The sequence below is a fragment of the Rhizobium sp. NLR16a genome, from assembly GCF_017948245.1.
In the GTDB taxonomy this organism is placed as follows: Bacteria; Pseudomonadota; Alphaproteobacteria; order Rhizobiales; family Rhizobiaceae; genus Rhizobium.
Genome location: NZ_CP072868.1, coordinates 96,630 through 108,836, shown reverse-complemented (window position 1 = coordinate 108,836; position 12,207 = coordinate 96,630). Strand labels below are relative to the sequence as shown.

General features: G+C 62.0%; 6 protein-coding genes. 1 reads left to right on the top strand and 5 read right to left on the bottom strand.

All coding sequences use genetic code 11. The features are described from left to right. Nucleotides 1–246: 246 nt before the first annotated feature. The 3 genes from J7U39_RS25240 to rocF form a co-directional block, all read right to left on the bottom strand. Nucleotides 247–723, bottom strand: coding sequence for a chemotaxis protein CheW (locus J7U39_RS25240; RefSeq protein ID WP_064707940.1), 477 nt, complete (start codon nucleotides 721–723; stop codon nucleotides 247–249). A gap of 198 nt (nucleotides 724–921) precedes the next feature. Then, nucleotides 922–2,121 (bottom strand): ornithine--oxo-acid transaminase, encoded by a 1,200-nt coding sequence (rocD, locus tag J7U39_RS25235; RefSeq protein ID WP_210632926.1) that lies wholly within the window; start codon nucleotides 2,119–2,121, stop codon nucleotides 922–924. 22 nt (nucleotides 2,122–2,143) lie between these two features. Then, entirely contained in the window at nucleotides 2,144–3,079 is a 936-nt protein-coding gene (gene rocF, locus J7U39_RS25230; protein WP_210632925.1) for an arginase, read from the bottom strand. 122 nt (nucleotides 3,080–3,201) lie between these two features. Between rocF and J7U39_RS25225 the strand changes: the two genes are divergently transcribed. Further along, the gene (locus tag J7U39_RS25225; RefSeq protein WP_210633041.1) at nucleotides 3,202–3,639 is read left to right on the top strand and encodes an Lrp/AsnC family transcriptional regulator; all 438 of its coding nucleotides are present in this window, start codon (nucleotides 3,202–3,204) and stop codon (nucleotides 3,637–3,639) included. 6 nt (nucleotides 3,640–3,645) lie between these two features. Here the strand turns inward: J7U39_RS25225 and J7U39_RS25220 are convergent, their stop codons facing one another. Next, nucleotides 3,646–10,068: a translocation/assembly module TamB domain-containing protein gene (locus J7U39_RS25220; RefSeq protein ID WP_210632924.1), complete on the bottom strand. Its 6,423-nt coding sequence runs from the start codon at nucleotides 10,066–10,068 to the stop codon at nucleotides 3,646–3,648. A 61-nt stretch (nucleotides 10,069–10,129) separates the two neighbouring features. After that, the gene (locus tag J7U39_RS25215) at nucleotides 10,130–12,058 is read right to left on the bottom strand and encodes an autotransporter assembly complex family protein (RefSeq protein ID WP_210632923.1); all 1,929 of its coding nucleotides are present in this window, start codon (nucleotides 12,056–12,058) and stop codon (nucleotides 10,130–10,132) included. Nucleotides 12,059–12,207 lie beyond the last annotated feature (149 nt).

The window sequence follows — 12,207 nt, the reverse complement described above, 5'->3', positions numbered from 1 at the left end:
ATCTGCCGGAGGGGAGGCAGCAGCAAGCTGCCTGGTCATGCGCCACTGCATACGTCATGAAATCTAATCGATTTAAAATATACGAAGTTCGAAGTGTTACAGCGTCCTTTGCGCGCCGGAAAATAACGCCGCCCGCCGCCAAGAGCACGATGATCACGACCAGACAAGCAAGTCTAGATTTCCGATGGCAAGCAATAAAAAACCGCCAAGAGCGGCGGTTTTCCGATATCCCATTGTTCTGGCAGATCAGGCGGCCAGTTCATCCGTCTCGTTTTCCTTGAACATCTTCGCGAGGTTCAGGAAGCAGATCATGCCGTTTTCCGAAGCGATGATGCCTTCGCAGAAAGCGCGGTCGAAGGAGGCGGTCACCTCGGGCACCGGCTGGACCTGGCTCGACGAGATGGTGAGAATGTCCGAGACGCGGTCGACGAGCATGCCGATGACCATGCTGTGAACTTCCGCGACCACGATGGCGCTGCGTTCGTTGGCAACGGTGCTCTTCATGCCGAGCTTATAGGCGAGATCAATGATCGGGATCACCGAACCGCGCAGGTTCATGACTCCGATGACATCGGCCGGCGAATGCGGGATCGGCGTCGAAGGCGCCCAGCCGCGGATTTCGCGAATGGTCGTAGTCTTGACGCAAAATTCCTGATCATGCAGGCGGAAGGCAATGATCTCGAGCGTATCGCCGCTGAAGCTAGTGGAATTGATCGTGGCCATTAGAATTCTTCCCAACTGTCGTAAGCCAAAGCAGAAGCGGGTGCGCCACCATTGGCGCCAACGAGCTTTGCCTTCACACCACGCGATGACTTTGCACTTGGCAAAGCATCGTTACGGTTAGCAACGACATTAACGGAAGAGTGTTGCCCAAATCTAAATCGGGAATGGAAGCGTGAAGCTTTTCCGCCCCGATCTATTTCAGCCGATCGTTTTTTCGATCCGCGAGACGGCCCAATCGACCTGCTCCCTCGTTATAACAAGTGGCGGAGCGAGGCGGATCGTGTGGTCATGGGTGTCCTTGGCGAGAAGGCCGCGCTCCTTCAGCGCATGGCAATATTGCCGCGCGCCGCCGGCTTCGGGCTCCAGCTCGATCGCCATCATCAGGCCACGACCGCGCACCTCCCTGACAATGTTGGAGCGGATCGACCTCAAGCCTTCGATGAAATAATCACCCATCGCGGCGGCATTGTCGATCATGCCTTCCTCCACGAGCACCTTGAGGGCCGTGCGCGCCACCGCGCAGGCGAGCGGATTGCCGCCGAAGGTCGAGCCGTGCTGGCCGGGCTTCAGCACGCCCAGCACCTCGGAATTGGAAAGGACGGCGGATACGGGATAGAAGCCGCCGGAAAGCGCCTTGCCGATCAGCGTGACATCGGCCTCTATGCTTTCGTGCTCCTCGGCCAGCAGCTTGCCGGTGCGGCCGAGACCGGTCTGGATCTCATCGAGGATCAGAGTCACGTTGTTATCAGTGCAGAGTTCCCGGATACGGGTAAAGTAACCGGCCGGCGGGATGATAACGCCGGCTTCGCCCTGAATCGGCTCGATCAGGGCTGCCACGGTATTGCCGTTGATCGCGGCCTTGAATGCCTCGGCATCGCCGAAGGGAATGATGCGGAAGCCAGGCGTGTAGGGGCCGAAGCCAGTGCGGGCGTCGGGATCTGTGGAGAAACTGATGATGCTCAGCGTGCGACCATGGAAATTGTCGGCGCAGACGATGATCTCCGCCTTGCCTTCAGGTACGCCCTTGACCTCATAACCCCACTTGCGCACCGCCTTGATGGCGGTCTCCACCGCTTCAGCGCCTGAATTCATCGGCAGGATCTTGTGCGAGCCCGTAAGTGCGGCAAGCTCCTCGTAGAGATGGGCGAGTTGGTCGTTGCGGAAGGCGCGGGAGGTGAGCGTCAATCTGCCGGCCTGCTCGATCATGGCGGCTAGGATTTTCGGGTGGCAATGGCCCTGATTGACGGCAGAATAGGCCGAGAGGCAATCGAGATAACGGTTGCCGTCGGTATCCCAGACATACACGCCTTCGCCGCGCGTGAGCACCACGTCGAGCGGCTTATAGTTGTGAGCGCCGAGCCGCTGTTCCGTGGCGATCAGTTTTTCCGAAGTGTTCATGGCGCTTCTCCCTCAGCCTTGTCTATGCGGCACGTGTCGGACGATCGAAGATGCGGCGGCCGAATAGGCTTGCCGTCAGTTCCACCAGGATGCGGGCGCTTTTGCCGCGATCATCGAGAAACGGATTGAGCTCGACGAGATCGAGCGACGAGACGAGGCCGCTGTCCGAAAGCATTTCCATGACAAGATGCGCCTCGCGGAAGGTCGCACCGCCGGGCACCGTCGTACCGACGCCGGGGGCGATGTCGGGATCGAGGAAATCGAGATCGAGGCTGACATGCAGCAGGCCGTTGGCCTTGGCGACAACAGCGAGAATCTCCCGCATGATAGCGCCGATGCCCTGCTCGTCGATGGCGCGCATATCGAAAACGTTGACGCCGTGTTCATGGATTTCCTCGCGCTCGCGCGCATCGACCGAACGGATACCGACCTGGAAGACATTCTTCGGGTCGACGAAGGGCCGGTTCTTCGGGAGGATTTCGGCGAACTCCGCCTCGCCGCAGAAGAAGGCAACGGGCATGCCGTGCATATTGCCGGAGGGCGACGTGGCCGGAGAGTTGAAATCGGCATGGGCATCGAGCCAGAGCACGAAGAGCGGGCGCTCCTTGCTGGCGGCATAACGCGCCATGCCGGAGACGCTGCCCATCGACAGGCTGTGATCGCCGCCGAGAATCAGCGGAAAGCGGCCGGCGGCGGCGACGTCATAGACGCTGCTTTCCAATGCGCGGGTGAAGGCACCGACAATCCTCAGATTGTGGGCTTTCGGATGATTCGGCAGATCCATCGCGGGCACGATGGAGAGATCGCCGATATCGGCGACGTCGTGGCCGAGATCAATTAGGGTCTGGTCGACGCCGGCAATCCGCAGCGCCGCCGGCCCCATGGCGGCGCCTCTGCGACCCGAACCTTCTTCCAAGGGTGCGCCGATGAGGGTGACAGATCGCGATCGCGCATTCATTCGATGGCTCCGTGTTGAGGCCTGTTTTGGCCGATAGTGGGATAAAGGGCTGGCGGCAAAAAGATGGAAAAGTGCCAGAAATGGATTATGATTGCGCAGATTGGCAAAGCTATTTTGACAAAGTGTTCGACGTGGACGATCTCGATACCGAACTTCTGAGTGCCCTTCGCCACAATGCCCGCATGTCCGTCTCGTCGCTGGCGGCGATGACCGGTGCATCGCGGGCAACGGTCGCCGCCCGTATCGACCGGCTGGTCGTCAGCGGCACCATCGTCGGCTTCACCATCCGCACCAGTCACGAGACGCGATCCGCCGGCGTGCGCGCTATCGTCATGATCGAGGTGCTCGGCAAGCTCGCCGACAGGGTGGCCGATCAGCTCAGGGGCCTGCCGCAGGTGCGCGCGCTTCACAGCACCAACGGCAAATGGGATTTCGTCGCCGAGCTGGAGGACCGCGATCTTGCCGCCTTTGACGAGACACTGCGTCGAATCAGGTTGATCAACGGCATCAATTCGACTGAGACCAACATTCTTCTCAAAACGAGCAAGACGGGTTTCTAAGCCGCTTCAATATTCCCGTTCATAGACGATGCCTGCTTCGCCGGCGCCATTGCCGCCGGCGGCTCCCCGCAATTTGACACCGCGGCCGACATCGAGATTGATGATGGCCTTGGCGCCGGCCGAGCCGCCCTGCTGCAATTCGAAATAGGTACGGTCGTTGAGATAACGGCCGACGCTGACACTCGTCTGGCCCTTCTCGTCGGTGCTGACGTCGAAATCGTCAACGCCGAGCTGGTTGCGCAGACCCTCGAAAAGCGAAGTGGAGCGGTTGCCGGCCAGCTGGCTGACCGCGTCGGCGAGCTGGGCGATCTGCACCGGCGACAGCTTCGACATCGACTGGCCGAAGATCAGCTGCGCCAGCACCTCGTCCTGCGGCAGCTGGGGCGAAGAGGAAAAGGTGATCGAAGGATCGGTGGCAAGGCCAGAGACATCGACCGTCAGGGTCGTCGTGCCGGAGGTGGAGGTCGCTTCCATGTCGAGCGCTGGCGTCAGGTCGCCGGCAAAGGTGATTTTGCTCTTGTCGGAGAAATTGAGGCGGCGATTGAGAATGGTCAGCCGTCCGCGGCGCATCGTAAAGCCGCCGGTGACGATGGGTGCTGCCGCCGTTCCGCGGATCGTCACGCGGCCTCCAAGCTCGGCATCGATGCCGCGGCCGCGCACGAAGATCTGCGAGGGCGCATCGATTTCGAGGTCGAGCGTGATAACGGAGGACTTTTCGCCCGGCTTTTGCTTGCCTTCATCGCGCAGCTGCGCCAGCACTGCTCGCGGTGCATTCTTATGCCGGATGTCGATTTCACGCAGCGAGGTCGGCAATCTCTCCGGGACGGTGATCGAGGTCTTGTCCAGCCGCAGCTTACCGCTCAGCGTCGCGCTCATGATCGGCCCGCGCAGGCCGACTGCCCCGTTGACGGTGGAGACGACGAGCGTTCCGTCGACATAGACGGCCTTGTCGAGCTTGATCGAAATGTCGGCGGGAAAGCCGCCGGCGGGCTGGATGCCGATGGTGCCGCTTGCCGAAATCGTGCCGCCGCCGCCAAGATTGCCGCTGAGGCGCGAGATGACGGCCTGGTTGCCATTGAAGGTGACGACGGCTGCGACATTGTTGATGGCAAGATTGCGCCTGACGTCGACGAGCTTGGCCCCTGATGTCGAGACAGTGCCGTTGATGATGGGTGCTGCGGCCGTTCCGCCAATCTTAAGATCGACGTTGGCGACGCCGTCGGCGACAAAGCCCTGCTGTGCGAGCGGCGCGCCAAGCACGGCGAAAGGAACATTGCCGTTGAAGCGCATGTCGATGGCGCGGTTGCCCGATATCACCACGCTGCCGCCGCCCTTCAGCGACATGCCGGCGTCGCCGGCCAGGCTGGTGTCGACCGTCAGCCTGTTGTCGGCAAGCTTGCCGGATGCCCCGATGCTGAACGGCGAAAGACCGGCGCCTTTCGTCTGGCTCGTCGCGGCATTCTTCCAGTCGACCTTGAAATCGACGGCGGGTGAGGACAGCGTGCCCGTCGCTTTGGCCGTCGCCGAGATGGTACCCTCGGCTCCGATGCCCGGAACAAAGCCGTTGGCGATGGCGGCCGGAACATTGGCAGCGTTCGCGGTGACGTCGATCGATCGGATCGTTGTGCCTGCAATGGACAAATTACCGGCGGCCTTCAGCGAAATGCCGCCGCCGCCGCTGAGGTCGGCATCGAAATCCAGTCGGTCGCCGGCATATTTTCCCGTCGCCGCCAAGGCAAGCCGGGAGAGGCCGGCGGCCTTGGTGTGGCTGGTCGCGGCATCTTTCCAGTTGAGCTTGAAATCGACGATCGGGTCTGCCGGCGTTCCCGATGTCTGGGCGCTCGCCGACAGTGTGCCTTCAGCACCAAGGCCGGGAACAAAGGCATTGGCGATATTTGCCGGCAGCGCCGGAATGTCGGCATTGATCGAAAGGTCGCGGATGGCCGTTCCCGCGATCGTCAAGCCACCCGCCGCCTTGGCCAACATGCCCTCCTTGCCGGCAAGGCTGGCATCGAAATCGACCCTGTCATTGGCGAACTTGCCGGAGGCCACGGCGCTCAAACCCGACAAGCCGCTGCTCCTGGTCTGCGCGGTGGCGGCGTTCTTCCAGTCGAGCTTGAAATCGACGGCGGGTCTTGGCAGCGCGCCTGAGGCGGATGCCGTTCCCGACACCATGCCCTCCGCGGCAAGACCCGGAACAAAGCCGTTGGCAAGGGCTGCTGGCAGATTGACGAGATCGGCCTTGACGTCGAGGTTGCGGACCGAGGCGCCCGATATCGCCACATTGCCCGCGGCATTCAGCGAGAGTCGGTCCTTGCCGCCAAGATTGGCGTTAAAGGCGAGCTTGTTGTCGACGAGGTGTCCCGATGCGGCAAGCGCGAGGCCGGAAAGATGCGCGCTTCTGGTGTGGCTGGTTGCGGCATCCGCCCAGTCGAGCTTGAAATCGGCCTTGGGTGCAGCGGGTGTTCCTGCTGCCGAGAGCGTGCCGGATATCATGCCGCCGGCCGCAAGATCGGGGACGAAGGCATTGGCGAGAGCGGCGGGGAGTTTGACGAATTCGGCATCGACTTTCATACTGTCGATCGTCGTACCAGCAAGAGCGACGTTGCCCATGGCCTTCAATGCGAGACCTTGATCGCCACCGGCGGCCGCGTTGAAATCCAGCTTGTTATCGGCAAATTTCCCCGATGCGGTAATGTCGAGAGCGGCAAGGCCGGCACGCTTCGTGTGGCTCGTCGCGGCGTCTTTCCAATTGAGGTCGAAATTGGCGGTCGGGGCGGAAAGCGAGCCCGCAGCCGAGAGCCTACCCGAGACCGTGCCTTCGGCAGCGAGATCGGCGACGAAGCTGTTTGCCAGGCTTGCCGGGACATTTGACAGTGTCGCATCGGCCGCGACCGCGCTGATCGTCGTGCCGGTAACGGCGGCATTGCCGTTCGCCTTCAGCGAGAGGTTGTTGGCGCCGGCAATCGCGGCGTCGAAATCAAGCTTGTTGTCGGTGAATTTTCCGGACGCGGTGACGCCAAGACCGGCGAGGCCGGCCCGTTTCGTGTGGCTCGTCGCGGCGTTTAGCCAATGGAGATCGAAATCGGCGGTCGGGGCTGCAAGCAGCCCGCTGGCCGCGACCGTTCCGGAGAGCGTGCCTTCTGCTGCGAGATCGGGAACGAAGCCGTTGGCAATAGCTGCCGGGATATTGTCCAGTGTTGCGTCGACCTTGACGTCACCGATCGTCGTCCCGGCGATATCCACGTTGCCGTTTGCCTTGAGCGAGAGCCTGTCGGCGCCGATGGCTGCGGCGCCGAAATCGAGCTTGTTGTCCACGAATTTGCCAGATGCGGTCACATCAAGAGCCGCGAGGCCGGCGCGCTTCGTGTGGCGCGTCGCGGCGCTTTTCCAGGCGATGTCGAAATTGGCGGTTGGAGCCTTAAGGGAACCGGAGGCGGTCACCTTTCCCGTGATCGCGCCTTCGGCGGCGAGATCGGAAACGAAACCATTGGCGACCTGCGCAGGCAGGTTGAGGATATCGGCGTTGATATCGAACACCGGCGCCGTCGGATCAGCGAGCGCGACGTCGCCGCGGGCCTTGAGCAACAGGCTGTCGGCACCGGCGATTGTCGCGTCGAAATCGAGCTTCTTGTCGACGAATTTACCGCTGGCAGTGATGCCGAGCGGTGTCAGGCCCGCGCCCTTAAGCTGCCCTGTCGTCGCATCCTTCCAGTCGAGTTTGAAATCGGCGATGGGTGCTGCCGGCGTTCCCGTCACGGCAATCGTTCCCGAGATCGTGCCGCCAGTCGAAAGATTCGGTACGAAACCGTCGACGAGTGACGCCGGCAGCTCCTTGATGACGGCATCGAGCTTCAGCGTCTCGCCGGCCGAACCGGTAACCGATACCGAGCCGGCGCCGGTCTTCAACGTCAGTCCGTCCAGATTGGCGACACCGCCGGTGACCGTGACCCGCGTCGGCGCAGCGAGCTCGATCGGAATGTTGCGGGGGCTTGCCGAGAGTCGATCGAGGTTGAAGCCGATATTGCCGGCGGCCATCTCACTCGTACCGTCCGCGATCACGGGATTGCCGTCATAGGTAGCATCGAGGTCGAATTTGGTGCGGTCTTGCTGTTTGGTAAAGCTGAGAGAAAGTTCGCCAAGTTTGTTCGCTCCGGCAGCCAGTTCCTCGGCCCTGACCGTGCCGTTTGCGGCAAGGGCGCTGAGATCGCTGACCGTGATGTCGATATCCGGCTTGACGATCGCCAGCGTATCGCGGCGGATCGAGGCGCCTGACGCAACGAGCTTGAGCGCGATCTTGCCGCCGTCGCTCTCGATGCCGAGCGACCCTTTGAGATCTCCTTCGGCTTTCTGTCCGCCAAGCGCAGCCAGCAAGCCGAGCTCGGGGAAATCGAAGGTCAACGCGCCCGAGGGTGCAAAGGAGGGCGAGAGCTCCAGATTGCCGGTCAGCCGGTTGCCGCCGATATCGGCGGTCAGTGCGGGAATGCTCGTCCTGCCGTTTTCAGAACGGACGTCGCCGCTGATGCCGATCGGCTGTCCGTCGATCGTGCCGGTGGCCGCAAATTTCCCCTGCGGCGCCTTGGGATCGGCGATACCCGACAGATCGACATTGAGGTTGGCGAGCATGCGATCGGCCATCTCAAGGCTGGGAGCCTTGAGATTGGCCGTCATGGAGATCGCCGGCAGTTCGCCTCCGACTCTCAGCGCGTAACCTGCTCCGCCACTCGCACCCGCAATCAGCTTGCCGATATCGGGCAGCCGACCTGAGAGATCGGCGTTCAACATCGAGCCGTCGAGCGCGACGTTGCCGGCGGCTTCAAGCGTGCCGGATTTCAGGACGAGGTTGGACAGCGCGAATTTCGACGGGATAGTGCCGGTCACCTGGCTTTCGAGCGTGATCGGCTGATCAAACCTGCTCGCCGCCGCGGCCGGCAGGGCCGCCGGCTCGACGCTCAGCTTGACATTGCCGGTCAGCGCTCGGTCCCCCAGCCGATAGGAACCGTTGAGGCTGCCGTTGATATTGGCGCTTTCGACGGTGGTGCCATTGAAGCCGATGTCTCCCGGCGAAATCTGGAGCGGCGCGGCGATCGTGATAGGGCCTTGAACTGCGCGGTTGAGGTTCGGTTCGGCAAAGGTTGCGTCGCCGGCCACGAGGCGCAGCTGAACGCTGCCGGAACGAGCGGCAAGATTGAAGGCGTCGCTCTTTGCCGTCAGCTTGACGTTGCCGATATCGGCCTGCGGCAGGGTTGCGCTGTCGAGCGAGCCGCTGAGGCTCAATCGGGCGGTCTGCGCGTCGCCTGTTAGAGCCAGGTTCAGACCCGATATCAGGAAGCGCGCTTCGCCTTCGGCGAGCGGCCAGCGGAAATCGACAGGGCCGGATGTGCCGAGCAGATTGGCGTTCAGGCTGTTGTTGCCGGTCGGGTCAAGCGCGCCCGATGCGGCGATGACAACGCTGCCGGTGGCGATATTGCCTGTCTGGATATCGATCTTGCCATGGTCGTCGAAGGTGGCGGCAAGGTCGATATTGGTCTGGCCGGCGAAAAGAGGCCGGAATGCCGCGGGAAGAAGCGAGCTCAGGTCACCGCCACCCTTGAGATCGAGATGGTGCAGCCCGTCTGCGCCAATCGCATGTCGGCCCTCGATTGCAGCGCGCTGTTGCCCGTCGAGCGCAGCCTGCATTTTGCCTATCCAGTCGGATATCGGTCCCTGGCCGTCGAGGCTGATGTTGACGGCAGGATTGCCAGGCAGGCCGAGGAAGCCCGCCAAAAGCCCACCCTTCGGCTCGGCAAGCTGCGCCTTCAGCCGCAGCCGGTTTTCGGCCGGAGCGTAGGCGATATCGGCGCTAAGCCGCGCATCCGGAACTGCGTGGCGGCTGACATTGACCATCGCTTCGCCGCCGTCGCCATCCGCCGTAAGGCTGCCTACGGCGGCGAGCGCGAAGGCGCGTCCCGCAAAAGCTTCGGCGAGTTTGATATCGGGCAGGGCCACATGATCGACATCGACCTTAACCGGAAGTGCGAAGCCGCCGGAATTTTCTGCGTTGGGCCGGGAGGGCAGGGTGCGCACCGGCTTGCGCAGCACGCTGATCGTCTCGATCTGGAAACGCTTGGCGTGGAATGTTCCCGTCAGCAGCGCCAGCGGGTTCCAGTCAATCGCCACGCCGTGAATTTCCGCAAAAACGCCCCTTGTGTCGGATAGGGAGATTTCGGCGGCGCGAAGCCCGCCGGTCAAAAGCCCCTCCGGTTCGCGCACCTCGATCGTCATGTCGCGGTTGGAAAGGGTGGAGGCGATCCTTTCGGTGACGATGCGGGCGCCAAAGGAAGTGAAGCCGAAGATCGCAAGTGCCGCGACAGCGAGAATCAAAATGGCGCCGACAGCAAAGCCTGTGACCCGCACGATCCAGTTGATGATTTTTGCCAGCGTTTGCATCGGCGCGGACTACCCCGTTTTCATGCGGCCCACAGATCGGAAGGAACCCGAATCGGCAATCCTAGAACGATTGGCCGATGCCGGCATAAATTCCATAATCTGTGCCATCTTCGTACTTGTTCAGCGGCACGGCAAAATCAAGCCGCAGCGGCCCGAAAGGTGTGGCATATCGTATTCCCGCGCCGGCGCCGGCGCGGATATCGGAAAAACCCGGAAAGGTGCTGTCCGATACGGTGCCGACGTCGATGAAGGGCACGAGGCCGATCGTATCGGTGATCCTGAAGCGGGCCTCCAGCGACCCGGTCACATAGGAGCGGCCGCCGGTGGCATCGCCGTTGTCGTTGTAAGGCGAGATTTCCTGAAAGCTGTATCCGCGCACCGAGCCGCCGCCGCCGGCGAAAAAGCGTTGCGTGGCAGGGATATCCTCGATCCCGCCGCCGCCGATCAGCACGCCGGCGGCGACCTTGCCTGCAAGCACGAGGCGATCTTCGGCGCCGAACGGAAGATAGCCGGAGATCGAACCCTCGAACGCCGCATAGGGGATGGCATTGAAGATCTCGTAGCCGGGCTTTGCCGACACCGTTGCGCGATAACCTTCGGTCGGATTGAACTTATCGTCGCGTGCGTCACGATCATATTGAAGCGGCAGGGCGATGGTCAGATAATCGTTGGTACCGAATGCGTCGTCATCACGCTCCCAGCTGACTTCGCCGCTCGCCGACACCGTGTCCTTCTCGGTCAGTTCATAGGAAAGGCCGAGCGAGGCGGTGACGAGCGTCGCATCATAAGCGTCCGGATTCTGGGTCTTGGCGACGATGCCGGCCTTCAGCGTGGCGGCCGGGAAGAAGGCGCCGGGCTTGGTGAAGAGGATGCCGGCCGAATAGTCGAGGCTGCCGACATCGGTGGTTTCACCGAGCCGCGAGACCGAGCCTTCGATCCTCAGCGTCTCGGCTTCGCCGAACAGGTTGCGGTGACCCCAATAACCCTGGATGCCGAGGCCGTCGGTGGTGGAATATTGCGCGCCGACGCCGAAATAGCGCCTCTTGCCTTCGGACACCTCGATCGTCATCGGCAGCGTGCCGTCCGGCGCCAGCGCATCGCCCTCATGAATGGTGACGCTCGAAAAGATGCCGAGGGCGCGCAGCCGCTCGCCGGCCTTCTTCAGCGTTTCCGGCGAATAGGGGTCCCCTTTGTTCAGCCGGGAATAACGCTGGATGAACGCAGGCCGCATGGTTTTTTCGCCGGTGACCCCGACATCGCCGATCGGGGCGACAGGCCCGCCTTCGGCAGCAAGCACGATGTCGACCGTGTCGCTCCTGTGATCGGCTACGACCTTGCGTTCGGTCAATTTGGCGAAGGGCCGGCCTTCGCTTTTCAACTGCTCGACTATTCTGTCGCCGGCCTTGATGATGGCGAGCGAGCCGGCCTCGGCGCCGGGGGCAAGGTCGTAGTCGGCGGGATTGCGATCCGCGGCGTCGCCGCCGAACTGCACCTCTCTGACCTTGAAAACAGGGCCTGGTGTTATATCGACTGTGACGGGGACCGGCCCGGAGCGGTCGAATGTCGGATTGGGCGGCAGGTCGTCGATATTTTTGCCGTCGATGGTGATCGTCACCACTCCGCCATACCGGGCCTTTTCATAGAGCGCAGCGACCAGTCGCTCGCGGTCGTCACGCGCCTTGACGACGATGCCGAGATCGCCGGAGACGGGCTGTTTCTGGTCGCTGACAAGGCGGGAGCTGTTTTCGAGCGCTTCCCTGAGATCCGGATCGGTGGTGTCGGCCTTGAGGTCGACGTGATAGCGCACCGGATCAGGCACCTGTTCGCTCTCATCCTCCTCCTTGCCGAAGATGGTGATGCCGAAAAGCTTGAAGGCGTAAGCATCGCCGATCAGGACCGGTGAGAAAGCAGCTGCCGCTGCGACCACCATCATGGTGCCTGTTCGCCGATACGCAAAACCTATTTTCGGACTTGTCCCTCTAATCCGCATCCGCTGCTTTTGGTTACGCCTACATGAAGCTTCGTTGCCCAGCCGTGAACAGCTTAGCGGCAAAATCGCGCAGGGTGTACCATTTTAAATTGCCCACGCGCTAATTCGGTACAAAAAATCCCGGATGTGTGGCCGGGATTTCCTGTTTT